The organism is Nonomuraea sp. NPDC050328, assembly GCF_044459405.1.
In the GTDB taxonomy this organism is placed as follows: domain Bacteria; phylum Actinomycetota; class Actinomycetes; order Streptosporangiales; family Streptosporangiaceae; genus Nonomuraea.
Genome location: NZ_JBITIW010000008.1, coordinates 187,318 through 203,576, shown reverse-complemented (window position 1 = coordinate 203,576; position 16,259 = coordinate 187,318). Strand labels below are relative to the sequence as shown.

16 protein-coding genes are annotated in these 16,259 nt (G+C 73.9%); 9 read left to right on the top strand and 7 right to left on the bottom strand.

Translation table 11 applies throughout. The features are described 5' to 3' along the window. Positions 1-20 precede the first annotated feature (20 nt). From ACIBG7_RS28530 to ACIBG7_RS28520, 3 genes are all read left to right on the top strand, one after another. Positions 21-1,454, top strand: coding sequence for a carboxylesterase/lipase family protein (locus tag ACIBG7_RS28530; RefSeq protein ID WP_397338235.1), 1,434 nt, complete (start codon positions 21-23; stop codon positions 1,452-1,454). Positions 1,455-1,538: 84 nt separating this feature from the next. Then, complete coding sequence (locus ACIBG7_RS28525) at positions 1,539-1,754, top strand: hypothetical protein (protein ID WP_397338234.1); 216 nt, start codon at positions 1,539-1,541, stop codon at positions 1,752-1,754. After that, positions 1,751-2,899, top strand: coding sequence for an aKG-HExxH-type peptide beta-hydroxylase (locus tag ACIBG7_RS28520; protein ID WP_397338233.1), 1,149 nt, complete (start codon positions 1,751-1,753; stop codon positions 2,897-2,899). Before ACIBG7_RS28525 ends, ACIBG7_RS28520 begins: the two co-directional genes overlap by 4 nt. Positions 2,900-2,918: 19 nt before the next feature. On the opposite strand, the gene ACIBG7_RS28515 is transcribed toward ACIBG7_RS28520, so the two are convergent. The 5 genes from ACIBG7_RS28515 to ACIBG7_RS28495 are packed head-to-tail and all read right to left on the bottom strand — an operon-like array spanning position 2,919 to position 7,207. Further along, a complete protein-coding gene (locus ACIBG7_RS28515) occupies positions 2,919-3,956 on the bottom strand; it encodes a hypothetical protein (RefSeq protein ID WP_397338232.1) in 1,038 nt (345 codons plus the stop codon). Beyond that, a complete protein-coding gene (locus ACIBG7_RS28510; RefSeq protein ID WP_357921710.1) occupies positions 3,953-4,462 on the bottom strand; it encodes a sigma-70 family RNA polymerase sigma factor in 510 nt (169 codons plus the stop codon). Before ACIBG7_RS28510 ends, ACIBG7_RS28515 begins: the two co-directional genes overlap by 4 nt. A gap of 29 nt (positions 4,463-4,491) precedes the next feature. Beyond that, the gene (locus ACIBG7_RS28505; RefSeq protein ID WP_397338231.1) at positions 4,492-4,821 is read right to left on the bottom strand and encodes a YciI family protein; all 330 of its coding nucleotides are present in this window, start codon (positions 4,819-4,821) and stop codon (positions 4,492-4,494) included. Between the two features lie 56 nt (positions 4,822-4,877). Next, positions 4,878-6,227, bottom strand: coding sequence for a rhamnulokinase family protein (locus tag ACIBG7_RS28500; protein ID WP_397338230.1), 1,350 nt, complete (start codon positions 6,225-6,227; stop codon positions 4,878-4,880). After that, on the bottom strand, positions 6,224-7,207 hold the full coding sequence (locus ACIBG7_RS28495; protein WP_357921703.1) for a LacI family DNA-binding transcriptional regulator: 984 nt from the start codon (positions 7,205-7,207) through the stop codon (positions 6,224-6,226). Before ACIBG7_RS28495 ends, ACIBG7_RS28500 begins: the two co-directional genes overlap by 4 nt. A gap of 126 nt (positions 7,208-7,333) precedes the next feature. Here ACIBG7_RS28495 and rhaI point away from each other — a divergent pair, with 126 nt between their 5' ends. From rhaI to ACIBG7_RS28480, 3 genes are read left to right on the top strand one after another with little or no spacing between them, the layout of a single operon-like run. Further along, positions 7,334-8,464, top strand: a complete 1,131-nt coding sequence (gene rhaI, locus ACIBG7_RS28490; protein WP_397338229.1) for an L-rhamnose isomerase — start codon at positions 7,334-7,336, stop codon at positions 8,462-8,464. Then, a complete protein-coding gene (locus tag ACIBG7_RS28485) occupies positions 8,461-10,446 on the top strand; it encodes a bifunctional aldolase/short-chain dehydrogenase (protein ID WP_397338228.1) in 1,986 nt (661 codons plus the stop codon). Before rhaI ends, ACIBG7_RS28485 begins: the two co-directional genes overlap by 4 nt. 26 nt (positions 10,447-10,472) lie before the next feature. Beyond that, positions 10,473-11,489, top strand: coding sequence for a pyridoxal-phosphate dependent enzyme (locus ACIBG7_RS28480; protein WP_397338227.1), 1,017 nt, complete (start codon positions 10,473-10,475; stop codon positions 11,487-11,489). On the opposite strand, the gene ACIBG7_RS28475 is transcribed toward ACIBG7_RS28480, so the two are convergent. After that, positions 11,428-12,156 (bottom strand): TylF/MycF/NovP-related O-methyltransferase, encoded by a 729-nt coding sequence (locus ACIBG7_RS28475; protein ID WP_397338360.1) that lies wholly within the window; start codon positions 12,154-12,156, stop codon positions 11,428-11,430. The genes ACIBG7_RS28480 and ACIBG7_RS28475 overlap by 62 nt on opposite strands. Before the next feature lie 113 nt (positions 12,157-12,269). Further along, positions 12,270-12,791 carry a tetratricopeptide repeat protein gene (locus ACIBG7_RS28470; RefSeq protein ID WP_357921690.1) on the bottom strand — a complete coding sequence of 174 codons (522 nt, stop codon included), beginning with the start codon at positions 12,789-12,791 and terminating at the stop codon, positions 12,270-12,272. 158 nt (positions 12,792-12,949) lie between these two features. Here ACIBG7_RS28470 and ACIBG7_RS28465 point away from each other — a divergent pair, with 158 nt between their 5' ends. From ACIBG7_RS28465 to ACIBG7_RS28455, 3 genes are all read left to right on the top strand, one after another. Then, positions 12,950-14,302, top strand: coding sequence for an MFS transporter (locus ACIBG7_RS28465; RefSeq protein ID WP_357921687.1), 1,353 nt, complete (start codon positions 12,950-12,952; stop codon positions 14,300-14,302). A 91-nt stretch (positions 14,303-14,393) separates the two neighbouring features. Then, positions 14,394-14,675 carry a metal-sensitive transcriptional regulator gene (locus ACIBG7_RS28460; protein WP_357921684.1) on the top strand — a complete coding sequence of 94 codons (282 nt, stop codon included), beginning with the start codon at positions 14,394-14,396 and terminating at the stop codon, positions 14,673-14,675. 151 nt (positions 14,676-14,826) lie between these two features. Beyond that, a complete protein-coding gene (locus ACIBG7_RS28455; protein ID WP_397338226.1) occupies positions 14,827-16,209 on the top strand; it encodes a PLP-dependent aminotransferase family protein in 1,383 nt (460 codons plus the stop codon). Positions 16,210-16,259 lie beyond the last annotated feature (50 nt).

Below are 16,259 nucleotides of genomic sequence, written 5' to 3'. Positions count from 1 at the left end.
AAAGCGCTATGGTTATACGTATGAGCAACGATGACGCAGTCGTGGTCCCCACCGCCTCCGGCCTGGTCAAAGGGAAGAAGACCGCCCAGGGCGCGCGCTTCCTCGGCATCCCCTACGCGAAGCCCCCGGTGGGCGAGCTCCGCTTCGCGGCTCCCCAGCCGCCGGAGCCCTGGCAGGAGCCGCTGGAGGCGTACGACTACGGTCCGACCGCCCAGCGCAAGCCGCTGTCGGAGATGACGATCATCCCCGAGCCCAGCATCCCGGGCGAAGGCATCCTCAACCTCAACGTCTTCACCCCGGACGTCACCGGCAAGCGCCCGGTCCTGGTGTGGATCCACGGCGGCGGCTTCATCGGCGGCTCGGCCGCGAGCCCGTGGTACGACGGCGCGTCGTTCAACCGGGACGGCGTCGTGCTGGTCTCGGTGGGCTACCGGCTGGGCGTCGAGGGCTTCCTGCACCTGGAGGGCGCGCCGGACAACCGGGGCGTGCTCGACTGGGTCGCGGCCCTGGAGTGGGTGCGCGACAACATCGCCGCCTTCGGCGGCGACCCGGCGCAGGTCACCATCGCCGGGCAGTCCGCCGGGGGCGGTGCGGTGCTCACCCTGCTGGCCACGCCCGCCGCGCAGGGGTTGTTCCGGGCGGCGATCTCGGTCTCCGGCGCGGTCATGCACGAGCAGGACCGCGCCGCCGGGCTGCGGGTGGCCGAGCTGTTCACCAGACGCACCGGCGTGCCCGCCACCGTCGAGGCACTGCGCGGCCTGACCGACGACGAACTGCTCACGCTGCAGGACAAGCTGACCGCGCCCGGACCCGACAACGTCCTCCCGCTGACCGTCGCGCCGTTCGCCGACGGGCAGGTCGTGCCGGTCCCGGTCCGTGACGCCCTGCGATCCGGGGCGGCCGGGCGGGTCCCGCTGGTGCTCGGCTTCACCAGGGACGAGTTCAGCATGATCCCGATGCCGGACGAGCACGCGCTGCCCGTCCTGGCCGGGTTCGGGCTGGTCGGCGAGCGGGCCGAGGCCTTCGCCGCGCACTACGGGCCGGGGCGGCTGCTGGGGCAGGCGCTGACCGACGGGCTGTTCCGGTCCTTCGGCGTGGACCTCGCCGACGGGCGGGCCGAGCAGGGGTTGCCGACCTGGCTGTACGAGTTCGACTGGAGCTCGGGGGAGGCGGGCGGGTTCCTGCCGGGGGACCTGGCGTTGCACTGCCTGGACCTGCCGTTCGCCTTCGACCTGCTCGGCGCGCCCGGTGTGGCCGCGGTCGCGGGGGGCAATCCGCCGCAGGCGCTGGCCGATGCCATGCACGGGGCCTGGGTGTCGTTCATCCGCGACCTCGACCCGGGGCGTTCGTGGCCGCGCTACACCGTGGAGGAGCGGGCCACCATGATCTGGGACGTCGAGCCTCAGGTCCGTCCCGATGCGCTCGGCGGGGTGCGGGAGCTCTGGGGGCGGTAGCCGTACCGGATCACCGGGCGGGCGTATCTTCGGGGCGAGTGGGCGGCGTATCATCCCGGTTAACGGGGTTCTAGGAGGGCCTGGATGGCGGCTGCGAGTCTTGATCCCGGCGAGGGGCTGGTCGATCTCACCCGGATGTCCCTGTCCGAGCTCGCCGAGCTGGACGACGACGTCGTGGCCCGAGCGGTGGACCGGCTGGTCGGCCGCTGCGACACCGGCGACCGCCTCTGGCAAGCCGACCCCACCCCGCCCGGCGACCGCCCCCAGGAAGCCGACTTCGCCCCGCCCGGCGGCCGGTGATCCACCGGCTCGACGAGACCGAGGTGACCGAGCTCGCCACCGGCCGCCCCTCCGTGGCGACCGTACGCAAGCTCACCCAAGCCCAGCGCAGCAAACAACGCCTGCTGCTGGAGGCCGTCCGCCGGGGCTGCCCGGCGGCCGAGCCCGCCTTCACCCTCCTGGCCGAGGTGGAACACACCGAACCCCGCCTGGTGGCCAAGCTGCTGGACCTCCCGCAACTGGGCCTGTGGGCGGTTGACGGCCTGGCCCGATTACGCCGGGGCGAGACCCCCGACCCCGGCTACCTGAACGCGCTCGCCGCGGTGGCCGCGATCCGCGCGCACCGCCCCTGCGACCTCCCCGGAGACCCCCTGCTCCTGCCCGGCCTGGGCCGGTGGGCCGACGGCCGCTGGACCCCCGTGCCCCGCCTGACCCTGGCCGGCGACGGCCTCGAACTCCGCCTCGCCGTCGACGCCCTCGACCCCCGCTTCGCCGTCTTCGGCGACCGCCTCACGCCCGGCCCCGCGGAGCTGGAGACCCTCCGGGCGAGACTCGCCGAAGCCTGGCACCTCCTCGTCCGCCTCGACCGCAGGGCCGCCGCCGCCCTGGCCGCCGGCGTCCGCACCCTCGTGCCCCTGCGCGAACCGGGAGCGGGTGCGAGCTCCGGCTGGGCCTGGGGCACCGTCGCCCTCTACATCCCACCCGACCCGGTACGGCTGGCCGAAGCCCTCCTGCACGAGTTCCAGCACCTCGTGCTCGGCGCGGTGGACGACCTGGCCCCGCTCACCAGCCCGGCCGACACCTCCCGCCGGTACGTGCCGTGGCGCGCCGACCCCCGCCCCGTCGCCGGCGTGCTCCAGGGCTGCTATGCCTTCCTGGCCGTCACCGCGTTCTGGCGCCGGATCGTGCGCACCGGCCCCCCGCCCGGCCGCCGGCAGGAGGCCGAGACCGAGTACGCCCGCTGGCGCGAGGCCACCCACGCCACCGCCGAGGCCCTGGCCGAGGGCCCCGGCCTCACCCCGGCCGGCGAACAGTTCGCCCGGGGCATCGCCCGCCGCATCCACCCCTGGCTGGCCGAACCCCTGCCCCCCGAGTCCGTACGGCAAGCCGCGACCCTGCGCCACGCCCACCACGAACGCTGGCGCCTGGCTCACGAGCAGGAGTGACCTCGATCAGCCCGAGGGATCAGGGACGGGCGCCCAGGGTGTCCACCCAGCCGGAGGAGAGGATGGCGACCTTGCGGCCGCTGACCTGGGCCGCGCGCACCGAGGTGCCGGCGCGCTTCTCGGGGACGTCCGGGCCGGTGTAGGTGAAGGCGAGCAGCTTGGCGCCGGTGGGGTCGACGGTGAGCTGGACCGGGCTGCCGGCCAGGCCGATCTGGACGCCGGAGCGGCCGGCCGGGTCGGTGACGCCCTGCTGCATGGTGAGGCCGGGCTGGGCGGCGAGCAGGCGCAGAACGGCGGCACGCGTGGCCGGGGTGGCGGGGGAGTCGAGCAGGAAGCGCGCGGCGCCCAGGACGAAGGCGGGGTAGGTCTCCGCGCGCGCCTCGGCGGCGGCCTCGGAGGGGAGGTCCTTGCCCCGGCCCTGGTAGGCGTCGCGGAGCCAGCGGTCGAGGGCCGCCTGGCCGCTGGGCAGGGCGGCGACGTCGGCGTCGCTGACGAGCGCGCCGCCGATCGCGGTCTTCAGCAGCATGGGCCCATGGTCGAGGCTCTTCTCCTCGGGCAGGGCGGCGCCGGGCCGGGCGGGCAGGTACTCGGCGTCCTTGCCGGTGACCAGGCGGCCGCCACGCGGGCTGCTCCAGACCTCGTCGGTGACGGCGAGCACCCCGCCGCCCTTGACCGGGTCGTAGGTGCGGGTGCTGGAGAACCAGTAACGAGCCGAGGCCGCGGGCGTCTTGGCGAGGGTCTCGGCGCCGGCCAGCAGGAAGGAGCGGGCGTCGACGGTCTCGGCCGGAGCCGGGACGGCCGCCACGCCGGCCGATCCGCCAGGGCTCGCCACCGATGGGGGAGCGGTCGCGGGGGAGCTGCTGACCACGTACGGCACGCCGACCGCCGCGGCGGCGGCCAGGCCGAGCCCGGCCTTGAGCAGCCGCGCGGGCAGCGGGGACCGGGGCCGCCGGGCGGCGGCGAAGGCGGCCGACAGGTCGCGCTCGCGGCGCAGCCGGTGGCTGTCCTCGGTGAGGGCGTCGGGGCGCAGGCTGAGCATCAGGTCGTCGGGGGTCATCGTCGTTCCTCCAGGGTGAGTGCGGCTCGGTCGAGCGCGTGCGACAGGCGGCGGCGGGCACGGTGCAGGCGGACGGCGAAGGCCTTGGCCGAGCAGCCCGCCACGCGGGCCGCCTCGGCCGGGGTCAGCCCGTACCAGCTCGCCAGGACCAGGGCTTCGACGTCCTGGTCGCCGAGTTCGGCGAGGGCGGCCAGGGCGGCCTCGCGCTGGGCGACGCGTTCTGCGACGTCGTCCTCGGGCGGAGGGGCCAGGTCGGCCAGCCGGGTGGCGAGGGCCTGCCCGCGCAGCCCGGAGTCGCGCTGCTTGCGCAGCAGGTTCCGGGCCACGCCGAGCAGCCACGGCAGCGCGGGGTCGGGGACCTCGCGCAGCCGTCGCCAGGCGATCAGGAAGGTCTCGCCCGCCACGTCCTCGGCGGCCTGCCGTTCGGCGCGCAGCAGCGCGTAGCCGAGGACGCCGCGGTAGTGCCGGTCGTAGAGCTCGGTGAAGCGTTGTTGGGGTTGGTCCACACCCATAAGTCCCTGGAGGGGCCCGCGGATTACAGCGTTCCGAAAGCTCGTACCTCGATTCGGCCGCCGCGTGCCATCGGGTGGGCGGCGGCGACCTCGACGGCTTCGTCGATCGAGGCGCATTCGAGGATGTCGTAGCCCACGATGACCTCACGGGTCTCGGTGAACGGCCCGTCGGAGACGAGCAGACTGCCCTCGCGCACCCGGACCGTCCTGGCCTCGGCGGGGGCGGCCAGGACGTCGCCGTCGAGGCGGCGGCCGAGCTTGTCGTTCTCGCCCACCCACTGCTCGATGTCGGGGTAGGCGCTCTGGTCGGTGTCGGGCGCGAGGTCGGTGCAGACGAACATCATGAACTTCATGCTGACTCCTTCGAGGTGTCGTTTCACCAGCATGACGAAGGGGCCGGACCGCTTTTCTACACCGTCGGGAAAAAACTCCGGGGTTCGTAGGCGACGATCTCCTGCGTCTCGCGGACCAGCGCGCGCATCTCGGCCAGCCCGCCGACCTTTCCGGTGGCCCGCAGTTGCACCAGCAGGTTGCCCAGCGCGGTGGCCTCGGCGGGGCCGGCCAGGACCGGCAGGCCGCAGGCGTCCGCGGTGAGCTGGCACAGCAGCGCGTTGCGCGCCCCGCCACCGACCAGGTGGATCACGTCCACTTCCTGACCGGACAGCCGCTGGGCGTCGCGCAGCGCGTCGCGGTGGGCCAGGGCGAGGCTGGCCAGGACGCAGCGCACGGTCTCCGCGGGGGTGCGCGGCTCGGGCCGCCCGGTGCGGCGGCATTCGGCGGCGATGCGCGCGGGCATGTCGCCGGGGGCCAGGAAGAGCCCCGGATCGACGACTGCCCGGGTGGGCAGCTCGGCCGCGGCGGCCAGCAGGGGGCCCAGCTCGGGATCGCCCCACTCGCGCAGGCACTCTTGCAGGATCCACAGGCCCATGACGTTGCGCAGGTAGCGGACGGTGCCGTCGAGACCGGCCTCGTTGGTGAAGTCGGCCAGCCGGCTCTCCTCGGTCAGCACCGGCGCCGCCAGCTCGACCCCGGCCAGCGACCACGTGCCGCACGACAGGTAGGCGAAACGCGGCCCCTCGGCGGGGACGGCGACGACCGCGGAGGCGGTGTCGTGCGAGGCGACCGCGACCACCGGCGTGCCCGAGGCGGTCGTGCCGATGGTGTCGCCCGGGTGCCGGAGCGCAGGGAAGAGCCCGGCGTCGAGGCCGAGCCGGCCGATCAGCTCGGCCGACCACCGGCGGGTGCGGGCGTCGAGCAGGCCGGTGGTGGAGGCGTTGGTCACCTCCGCGCCGCTCTCGCCGGTCAGGTGGTGCGCGATCAGGTCGGGGACGAGCAGCATCGTCGCGGCCTGCCGTACCAGAGGGTCGGCCCGGAGCTGGTAGAGCGTGTTGAAGGGCAGGAACTGCAGGCCGGAGCGGGCGTAGAGCTCGGCGTCGCCGAGTTCGGCGGCCACCTGCTCCCGCACCCCGTCGGTACGGCTGTCGCGGTAGGACACCGGGTCGGCCAGCAGCCTGCCGGCGGCGTCGAGCAGCCCGTAGTCGACCGCCCAGGAGTCGATGCCCAGCGAGGTCAGCGGCCCCGCGGCGGCCAGCCCGGCCTCGATCTCGGCCAGCAGCCGGGGCAGGTCCCAGCGGAGCGCTCCGCCCCGCCGCAGCGGGCCGTTGGGGAAGCGGCGCATCTCGACCGGCCGCAGCCGTTCGTCGGCGACGATCACGCGCCCGCTGGAGGCGCCCAGGTCGACGGCGGCGAAGGTGGTCATGGGGCCGACTCCCTGACGACGAGTTCGGGCTGGAACATGATCTGCCGGTGCGCGTGCGTCTCGGGGTGGTCGCACTCGTCGAGCAGGAGCTCGGCGGCGACCTGCCCGAGGCGGCGGATGGGCTGGCGGACGGAGGTGAGCGCGACGACGGAGGCCCCGGCCAGGTCGATGTCGTCGTAGCCGACCACCCGGACCTGCTCGGGGACGCGGACGCCGGCTTGGAGCAGGCCGCGCAGCAGGCCCAGGGCGAGCAGGTCGTTGGCGCAGAAGACCGCCTCGGGCAGCGGTCCCGCGGCGAGCAGGTCGGCCGCCGCCCGCTCGCCGCCGCGCGCGTTCATGGCGGGGACGATCAGCTCGGTCACCGGTGCTCCGGCCCGGCGCGCGCCGTCGAGGCGGTCGCGGCACTGCCGGATGCCGAGCGGGCCGCTGACGTAGGTGAGCGCGCGGGCGCCGGAGGCGAGCAGGTGGGTGGCGGCCAGGGTGCCGCCGGCGACGTCGTTGACCGCGACCGCGCACTGGTCGGGCCGGTGCGCGGGATGGTCGACGAGCACGACGTTGATGCCGCGTTCGCGCAGCAGGTCGAGCTGGTGCAGCTCGTCGCCGACCGGGGTGATGAGCACGCCGCCCACCCGCTGTTCGGCCAGCACGCGCAGCACGCGTTCCTGCTTGGCCGGGTCGGCGGCCGAGTTGGCCAGCAGCACCGCGTACCCCTCGGCGCTGGCGACGTCCTCCGCCCCGGCGGCGACCTCGGTGAAGAACGGGTTGGCGATGTCGATCACGGCCAGCCCGAGCGAGCGGCTGCGCCCGGCGCGCAGCGAGGAGGCCGAGCCGTGCCGGACGAAGCCGAGCTCCTGCACGGCGCGTTCCACGCGCAGCCGGGTCTCCTCGGCGACCTTGCCGGGCCGGTTGAGCACGTTGGAGACCGTGCCGGCGGAGACGCCCGCGCGGGCGGCCACGTCCTTGATGGAGACGTCCTTCATCGGGCCTCTTGAAACGTGTTAAGGAATCGAGCAGTGGGAGGCAGGATAGCGGCCCCGATTGACACCCGCCAGTCAGCCGCTCTAGCCTCGGCACATCTGTTAAAACGTTTTACACGAGGTGATGCGATGAGCCTGGACGAGCTCGCCGTCGAGACCTGTTCGTGGGCGTTCGGCAACTCCGGCACCCGCTTCAAGGTCTTCGCCCAGCCGGGCGTGCCGAGGGATCCGTACGAGAAGCTGGCCGACGCCGCCCAGGTGCACGCCTACACCGGCGCCGCCCCCAGCGTCGCCCTGCACATCCCGTGGGACCGGGTCGACGACTACGCCCACCTGGCGCGGTACGCCGGGGAGCTCGGCCTGCGCATCGGCGCGATCAACTCCAACACCTTCCAGGACGACGGCTACCGCCTGGGCAGCGTCTGCCACCCGGACCCGGCGATCCGCCGCCAGGCCGTCGACCACCTGCTGGAGTGCGTGGACATCATGGACGCCACCGGCTCGCCTGAGCTCAAGCTCTGGTTCGCCGACGGCACCAACTACCCCGGCCAGGACGACATCCGCGCCCGCCAGGACCGCCTGGCCGAGGCGCTGGCCGAGGTCTACGCAAGGCTCGGCGAGGGCCAGCGCCTGTTGCTGGAGTACAAGCTGTTCGAGCCCAGCTTCTACACCACCGACGTGCCGGACTGGGGCACCGCCTACGCGCACTGCCTCAAGCTCGGGCCGAAGGCGCAGGTCGTGGTGGACACCGGCCACCACGCGCCGGGGGTGAACATCGAGTTCATCGTGGCCTTCCTGCTGCGCGAGGGCCGGCTGGGCGGGTTCGACTTCAACTCGCGCTTCTACGCCGACGACGACCTGATGGTCGGCGCGGCCGACCCCTTCCAGCTCTTCCGAATCCTGGCCGAGGTGCTGCGCGAGCCGTCCGGCGGCATCGCCTTCATGCTCGACCAGTGCCACAACATCGAGCCCAAGATCCCCGGTCAGATCCGCTCGGTGCTCAACGTGCAGGAGGCGGCGGCCAAGGTGCTGCGCATCGACCGCGCTGCCCTGTCGGCCGCGCAGCGTGAGGGCGACGTGCTGGCGGCCAACGCCGTTCTCATGGACGCCTTCAACACCGACGTACGGCCCGCACTGGCCGAGTTCCGTGCGGCCAAAGGCCTCGACCCGGACCCGATGGCCGCCTACGCCAGGTCCGGATATTTCGCGAAGATCTGCGCCGAGCGGGTGGGCGGCGCGCAGGCAGGGTGGGGAGCATGACGCGACCGCAGGACGAGCTGCTGGAGCGGGCGCACCGGCTGGGCGCCGACCCGCGCAACACCAACTACGCCGGCGGCAACGCCTCGGCCAAGGGCGAGGCGCCCGATCCGGTCAGCGGCGAGCCGATCCCGCTGATGTGGGTCAAGGGCTCCGGCGGCGACCTCGGCACGCTGACCGAGGCCGGTCTGGCCGTGCTGCGGCTCGACCGGCTGCGGGCGCTGGCCGGCCGCTATCCCGGCGTCGAGCACGAGGACGAGATGGTCGCCGCCTTCGACTTCTGCCTGCACGGCCGGGGCGGCGCCGCGCCCTCCATCGACACCGCGATGCACGGCCTGGTGGACGCCCCGCACGTCGACCACCTGCACCCCGACTCCGGTATCGCGCTGGCCTGCGCCGCCGACGGCGAGGAGCTGACCCGGCGGATCTTCGGCGAGCGGGTGGCGTGGGTCCCGTGGCGGCGGCCCGGCTTCCAGCTCGGCGTCGACATCGCCGCGATCAAGGCGGCCAACCCGGCGGCCATCGGCTGCGTCCTGGGCGGCCACGGCATCACCGCGTGGGGCGAGAGCTCCGCCGAGTGCGAGGCGCACTCCCTGGAGATCATCCGCACCGCCGAGTCCTACCTCGCCGAGCACGGCCGGCCCGACCCGTTCGGCCCGGTGGTGCGCCAGACGCTGCCCGAGGCCGAGCGCCGGGTCCGCGCCGCCGAGCTCTTCCCGGTGCTGCGCGGCCTGGCTTCGAGCGCCCACCCGGTCGTCGGGCGGTTCACCGACAGCGCCGAGGTGCTCGACTTCGTCTCCCGCGCCGAGCTGGAGCGGCTGGCCGCGCTGGGCACCTCCTGCCCCGACCACTTCCTGCGCACCAAGGTCGCGCCGCTCGTCCTCGACCCGGAAGCCGCGATCGAGCCCCAGTTCGAGGCCTACCGCGCGGCCTACACCGCCTACTACGAGCGCCACGCCGTGCCCGGCTCGCCGCCCATGCGCGGCGCGGACCCGGCGATCGTGCTGGTGCCCGGCGTCGGCATGTTCTCCTTCGGCAAGGACGCGCAGACCGCCCGGGTGGCCGGTGAGTTCTACGTCAACGCGATCAACGTGATGCGCGGCGCGGAGTCGGTCTCCCGCTACCGGCCGATCGAGGAGGCGGAGAAGTTCCGCATCGAATACTGGGAGCTGGAGGAGGCCAAGCTGCGCCGCATGCCGCCGCCGAAGCCGCTGGCCGGGCGGGTCGCCCTGGTCACCGGCGGCGGCTCGGGCATCGGCGCGGCTACCTGCCGGCGGCTGGCCGCCGAGGGGGCCTGCGTGGTGGTCGCCGACCGCGACCCGGCCGCCGCCGAGAAGGTCGCCGCCGAGCTCGGCGACGCGCTGGCCGTCCGCATGGACGTCACCGCCGAGTCCGAGGTCGTCGAGGGCGTACGGCAGGCGGTCCTCGCCTTCGGCGGCCTCGACCTGGTCGTCAACAACGCCGGCCTGTCGCTGTCGCGCCCGCTGCTGGAGACGACCGTCGCCGACTGGGACCTCCAGCACGACGTGATGGCCCGCGGCTCCTTCCTCGTCTCCCGCGAGAGCGCCCGTGTGATGATCGCCCAGGGGCTGGGCGGCGACCTCGTCTACATCTCCTCCAAGAACGCCGTCTTCGCCGGGCCCAGCAACCTGGCCTACGGCGCGGCCAAGGCCGACCAGGCCCACCAGGTCCGGCTGCTCGCCGCCGAGCTGGGCGAGCACGGCATCCGGGTCAACGGCGTCAACCCCGACGGGGTGGTGCGCGGCTCGGGCATCTTCGCCTCCGGCTGGGGCGCCAACCGCGCGGCCGTCTACGGCGTGCCGGAGGCCGAGCTGGGCGCCTTCTACGCGCAGCGGACGCTGCTCAAGCGGGAGGTGCTGCCCGAGCACATCGCCCAGGCGGTCTTCCTGCTCACCCAGCTCTCCCACACCACCGGGCTGCACATCCCGGTGGACGCGGGCGTGGCCGCCGCCTTCCTCCGCTGAGGCCGCCGGGCTGGCAGAGTGGCGGCATGCGAGACAGCGACGACGCCCTGCTCCCCATCGCCGGCACGCCGCTCCACCGGCTGCCCGGCCTGGCCGGTGAGCTCGGCCTGAGCGACCTGTGGGTCAAACGCGAGGACCTGACCGGGCTGGCCGGCGGCGGCAACAAGGCGCGCAAGCTGGCCGCGCTGGTGGCCGAGGCCCGGCGGCAGGGGTGCGACCACCTGGTCACCGGGGGCGGGGCGCAGAGCAACCACGCCCGGATGACCGCGGCCGCGGCCAACGTCGCCGGGCTGGGCTGCGACCTGGTCCTGACCCGGCTGGCCGCGGAGCCGGTCGCGAGCGGGAACGTGCTGCTCGACGAGGTGCTCGGGGCTCGGGTGCGGTGGCTGGTGGGGGCGGCTCTGCCGTACGAGGAGCTGGAGGAGGCGATCCGGGCGCGGGCCCGGGAGCTGGCGGAGCAGGGGCGCAAGCCGTACGCGCTGCCGATCGGCGGCTCCAGCCCCGAGGGCGTCGCCTGCTACGCCGAGGTGGCCCGCGAGCTGGACGAGGCGCTGCGCCCGGACCTGGTGGTCGTGGCCAGCGGCTCGGGCGGCACGCACGCCGGGCTCGTGGCGGGACTGGGTGAGCACGCCCGCGTGCTCGGGGTGGACGTCGGCGCTCGCCCCGATCTGGCGCGGGCGGTCGAGGAGCTGGCGGCGCAGGTGGCCGCGCGCACCGGCCGGCCCGAGCCGACCGGCCGGTGCGCCCTGGACACCGGCCGGATCGGCGCGGGTTACGGCGAGCCCACCGGCCCGGCACTGGAGGCCCTGCTGCTGGCGGCCCGCACCGACGGGCTGCTGCTCGACCCGGTCTACACGGCCAAGGCGATGGCCGGGCTGGTCGCGGCGGCCCGCGAGGGGCGCATCGCGCGCGGCGACCGGGTGGTCTTCCTGCACACCGGCGGGCTGCCGGGGCTGTTCGCCACGCGTTACGCGGGCTGGCTCACCACTTCGACGCCAGCCGGCGGCGCCACCGGGTCGGGAGCAGGGGCGGCGACTTCTTGAGCGTCCGGCTGCCGATCACCTGGAACAGGGCGCGGCGGTCGGTCATCGCGCCCTTGCCGCTCGGCTCGCGGCCGAACAGCGCCAGCAGCGCGGTTCTGGTGCCGGTGCGCTCCTGCCAGTCGCGGAAGGCGCGGAACTCGGCCGGGTCCTCGCCCAGGAACTCGTCGAACAGCAGCAGGCTGCCGCCGGTGAGCATCGGGGTCAGCCAGTCGAGCACGCAGGTGGTGGCCGACTCCAGGTCGGCGTCGAGGTGGGCGAGGCTGACGGTGCCGATCTCGGCGGCCAGGGCCGGCGTCAGGGTGTCCTCGAAGAAGCCGTCGACCACGCGCACCCCCTTCAGCCGGGGGATCGGGGTGGCGAAGGTGCCGGCGGGAAGGTGCTCGTAGCCCTCGGGCAGGCCCTGGAAGGAGTCGAAGGCGTAGATGCGCTTGCGGCGCTGACGCAGGTCCCATAACCGGGCGCGCCACAGCTCATCGCGGATCACCCGCGTCGAATAGCCCTTCCAGACGCCGAATTCGGCGATGTGCCCCGGGACCGAGCGCGAGAGCTGGACGGCGAGTTCGAGAACCTGAGCACGTGCAGGAAAAGTTACTTTTGACCGCGATTCATGCCAATCGCCGGGATTGCCGCGGAACCATTCATCGAGCAGTTGCTGATCATCGGCCATCAACGTCTCCCATGATCGGAGGGGAAAGGACGATGATGTCATGAAAGCGGCGATTTGAATGGCGAAAAAGACATACATGGGAATGGCTCACCTTTAGTCGGTGCGCATTCACGCTACGCCGCGGGCGGGGCCTCCACCTCGATCAGGATCGCCACCGCCTGCGGGCTGCCGAGCCCCGACGCCGACTCCGCCAGCGCGAGCGCCCGCCGGTACCACGCCTCGGCCTGATCGTGCTCGCCCGCGCCGCGCCGGGTCGCGCCCAGCTCGTTCAGGACCAGCACCGCGTCGAGCGACTCGGGCTCGACCGCGTCCAGCGCCTGGCGCAGCTCGCGCTCGGCCTCGCGGTGCCGGCCTGAGCGCCGGTGGACGCGGCCGAGGGCGATCCGCACCTGCGCCCACAGCCGCGTCGCCTCCGGGCCGCACTCGCCGGCCAGCAGCCCGAGGGCCTCCTCCAGCCGGGGCAGGGCGTGGTCGGGGCGCGGCGTCTCGGTCGTCAGCAGGCCCTCGACCAGCAAGGCGGAGGCCAGGTGCAGCCGTGACGCGGTCCGTGCCGCGCCGACCGCGTGCCGGGCGCGTTCCAAGGCTCCGTCGCCGTGCCGGTGCAGGACCGGCGCCTCCGCGAGTCTCACGCTCATGGCTCCAGCAAAGCCGCCGGGACGCCTGCCGTACCAGGACCACTCGGCCGGGAGAAGCGCGGCGGAGCGGTCCGGCGTTGCAAACCCTAGGGGGGTATGTTACGTTCCCCGTCATCGAATCGAGGTACCCCCGTGGGGTATGAGGAAAGGAGACGGCCATGTCACCCGATCCGCGTCGCTGGTGGGCCCTGCTGGTGCTCGCCGCCGCGCAGTTCATGGTCATCATGGACACGTCGATCATCGGCGTCGCGCTGCCGGACATGCAGCGTGACCTCGGGTTCACCGACAGCGGCCTGCAGTGGGTGTTCAACGCCTACGTAGTGGCCTTCGGCGGGCTGCTCCTGCTGGGCGGGCGCCTGTCCGACCTGTTCGGCGCCCGCAAGATCTTCTCCATCGGCTGGCTCGTGCTCGTCGCCGGCTCGGTGGTCGCCGCGGCGGCCGGGACGGCGTGGGTGGAGATCCTCGGCCGCGGCATCCAGGGCGTCGGCGGCGCGCTCATCGCGCCCGCCTCGATGACCCTGCTCATGATGCTCTTCGGCGGCCAGCCCCGCGAGCTGGGCCGGGCCATGGCCCTGTACGGCGCGGCGGCCCCCGCGGGCGGCACGGCCGGCGTCTTCCTGGGCGGCGTGATCACCGAGTACCTGAGCTGGCCCTGGGTCTTCATCATCTACGTGCCGATCGGCCTGGCCACCCTGGCCGCGGTCCCGGCGCTGCTCCCGGCGACCAAGGGCGGGCGCGGCTCGGTCGACCTGCTCGGCGGCCTGGCCGCGACGGCCGGCATCGCGCTGCTGGTCTTCGGCATCGTGGGCGAGAACTGGGCGGCCGTCGGCGGCGGCGTGGTGCTGCTGGCCCTGTTCCTGCTGCTGCAGCGCAGCATCCGCACCCCGCTGATGCCGCTGTCGATCTGGCGCGCCCCGGGCCTGGCCCCGGCCAACCTGGCGATGACGCTGCTGGGCGCGGCGTGGATCCCGATGTGGTACTTCCTCAACCTCTACCTGCAGCAGGGGCTCGGCTTCGGCGCCTTCCCGAGCGGCGCGGCGCTGCTGCCGATGACCGTGGCCATCATGATCTTCATGATCGGCATCACCTCCCGCCTGCTGGCCCGCTTCGGCGCCAAGCCGCTCATCGTGCTCGGCCTGCTGGTGCTCGCGGCCGGTGTGGCGTGGCTGTCCTTCGCCCGGCCCGGCGGCTCGTTCGTGGTGGACGTGCTCCCGGCCAGCCTGGTGGCGGCGATCGGCATGTCGCTGGCCTACATCCCGGCGATGATGTCGGCGATGTCCGGCGCGAAGCCGGAGGAGGCCGGTCTGGCCTCGGGCATCGTGAACACCACCTACAACGTGGGTTCGGCGCTCGGCCTGGCGGTCATGACCGCGATCGCCACCTCCTCGGCCGGCTTCTCCGGCGCCTTCACCGGGGCGGCCGTGACCGCGCTGGCCGGCGCGGTGCTCTCGATGGTGTTCATGCGCCGGCCGCGACCGGTGGGGGCGGAGGCGGAGCCCGCGCGTGTGTGAGACCGTTCCGGAGGCGGGCGCGGCAGTCCGCCTCCGGAATACGGTAGGGGGGTACGGTGTTATGCTGCACAACCGGGGAGAGGACGGGGCGATGGCGGGATACACCACCAACAAGCAGGACCACAACCGGCGGCTGCGCCGGATCGAAGGCCAGGTCCGCGGCCTGCAGCGCATGGTCGAGGACGACAAGTACTGTATCGACATCCTGACCCAGGTCTCCGCGGCCAGCAGCGCGCTCCAGTCCTTCGCCCTCTCCCTCCTGGAGGAGCACCTGGCGCACTGCGTCGCCGAGGCGGCGGCCAAGGGCGGCCCCGAGGCCGACGCCAAGGTCAAGGAAGCCAGCGACGCCATCGCGCGGCTCGTCCGCTCGTAACCCCACCACTCATGGGCCACTCGCCCGGGCACGCCGCCCGGCCGGTGGCCCTGGTGCGTTCACCGGCCAGGTTGTCCTCGCGTGCCGGGCGATGGAACGGGATGTCACGCCCCTTGGTGGAAAGCTCGGCCGGCGACGGGGGGAAGACGACATGCGCAGCCCAAGGAGGCTTCTGGTACCGATCCATCTGGACCGCGAGGGGGATCGGCCGCTGCAGGACCAGCTCGCCGCACAGCTTCGCGAGGCCATCGACGCCGGACGGCTGGGACAGGGGACCCGCATGCCGTCCACGCGGACGCTGGCCGGGATCCTGCGGGTCTCGCGCGGCGTCGTGGTGACGGCTTACGAGCGGCTCCACGCCGCCGGGTACGTGACCGGCAGAACGGGCTCGGGGACCTACGTCGCCCGGCGCGCGGCGAGCACCGGTCCGGGCGCGGTCCACGAGCCGGACGAACTGCCGCTCATCAGCCTCGAACCCGACCGGCCGAGCCCGGAGGGCTTCCCGCTGGCCGCCTGGCGCGCGGCCTGGCGACGGGCCAGCCACCACGCGCCGCCGGTCGAGGACCTGCCCGCCGCAGGCCTGCCCGAGCTGCGCGCCGCCGTGGCCGGCCACCTGCGCGACTCGCGCGGCCTGGTCACGGACGGGCACGAGGTGATCATCACCCTCGGCTACGGCCACGCGCTCCAGCTCCTGCTCAGCGCGGCCGGCGCCCGCCTGGTCGCGGTCGAGGACCCGGCCCCGCCGCCGGTCCGGGCCGCCGCCCGCCGGCACGCCCGCGTGCTGCCGCTGCCGGTGGACCGCGACGGCGCCCAGGTCGGCCTGATCCCGGAGGACTGCGACGTGGCCGTCGTCATGCCCGAGCGCAACGATCCGCTGGGCGTGCGGATGTCGCGCGAGCGCCGCCGGGCGCTGGCCGAGCACGGCTGCCTGGTCCTCGAACCCGGCTTCGACGGGCACGCCGACGCCTCGCTCGGCCCCGAGCCGAGCATCCTCAGCCTCGGCGACCCCGGCCGCACCGCGATGATCGGGACCTTCGGCGCCCTGCTCACCAACGCCCTGCCGATGGCCTACCTGCTCGTCCCGCGCCGGCTGGCCCCGCTCATCCGTGCGCAGATCGCGGCGGCCGGCGAACAGCCCGCCTTCCTCGCCCAGCGCGCGCTGGCCGACCTGCTGGCCACCGGCTGCGTCGCCCGGCGCATCGACCGGCTGTCGGCGCTGTACGCGGCCAAGCGCACGCTGGTACGGCACGCGCTGGCCGGCCGGCCCGGCGTACGGCTGGCCGGGGCCGACGGCGGCTCCTCCGTGACCCTCCTGCTGCCCGAGGACCTCCCGGCCGAGCGCTTCGCCGGGCTGCTGCGCGAGCGCAACGTCCAGGTCGCGACGCTGGACCGCTACTGCGACGCCCGGCCGCGCAACGGGCTCGTGCTCGGCTACGGGCACCTGGACGACATGGCGTTGCACCGGGCCCTGCGCGTCCTCACCAGAACCCTCGCCGAGCAGGGGCTCCCCGGCTTCCGCCACGATGCCGCCTGAACCACCGTTTTCAGCCCTGATGGTGATATCTGGCGCTATCTTGCCCTCAT

Excerpts from the sequence above, each read along its gene's own strand:
- ACIBG7_RS28530 (WP_397338235.1), top strand. The coding sequence starts at position 21 with ATGAGCAACGATGACGCAGTCGTGGTCCCCACCGCCTCCGGCCTGGTC.
- ACIBG7_RS28525 (WP_397338234.1), top strand. The coding sequence starts at position 1,539 with ATGGCGGCTGCGAGTCTTGATCCCGGCGAGGGGCTGGTCGATCTCACC.
- ACIBG7_RS28515 (WP_397338232.1), bottom strand. The coding sequence starts at position 3,956 with ATGACCCCCGACGACCTGATGCTCAGCCTGCGCCCCGACGCCCTCACC.
- ACIBG7_RS28505 (WP_397338231.1), bottom strand. The coding sequence starts at position 4,821 with ATGAAGTTCATGATGTTCGTCTGCACCGACCTCGCGCCCGACACCGAC.
- ACIBG7_RS28500 (WP_397338230.1), bottom strand. The coding sequence starts at position 6,227 with ATGACCACCTTCGCCGCCGTCGACCTGGGCGCCTCCAGCGGGCGCGTG.
- ACIBG7_RS28495 (WP_357921703.1), bottom strand. The coding sequence starts at position 7,207 with ATGAAGGACGTCTCCATCAAGGACGTGGCCGCCCGCGCGGGCGTCTCC.
- rhaI (WP_397338229.1), top strand. The coding sequence starts at position 7,334 with ATGAGCCTGGACGAGCTCGCCGTCGAGACCTGTTCGTGGGCGTTCGGC.
- ACIBG7_RS28485 (WP_397338228.1), top strand. The coding sequence starts at position 8,461 with ATGACGCGACCGCAGGACGAGCTGCTGGAGCGGGCGCACCGGCTGGGC.
- ACIBG7_RS28480 (WP_397338227.1), top strand. The coding sequence starts at position 10,473 with ATGCGAGACAGCGACGACGCCCTGCTCCCCATCGCCGGCACGCCGCTC.
- ACIBG7_RS28475 (WP_397338360.1), bottom strand. The coding sequence starts at position 12,156 with ATGGCCGATGATCAGCAACTGCTCGATGAATGGTTCCGCGGCAATCCC.
- ACIBG7_RS28470 (WP_357921690.1), bottom strand. The coding sequence starts at position 12,791 with ATGAGCGTGAGACTCGCGGAGGCGCCGGTCCTGCACCGGCACGGCGAC.
- ACIBG7_RS28465 (WP_357921687.1), top strand. The coding sequence starts at position 12,950 with ATGTCACCCGATCCGCGTCGCTGGTGGGCCCTGCTGGTGCTCGCCGCC.
- ACIBG7_RS28460 (WP_357921684.1), top strand. The coding sequence starts at position 14,394 with ATGGCGGGATACACCACCAACAAGCAGGACCACAACCGGCGGCTGCGC.
- ACIBG7_RS28455 (WP_397338226.1), top strand. The coding sequence starts at position 14,827 with ATGCGCAGCCCAAGGAGGCTTCTGGTACCGATCCATCTGGACCGCGAG.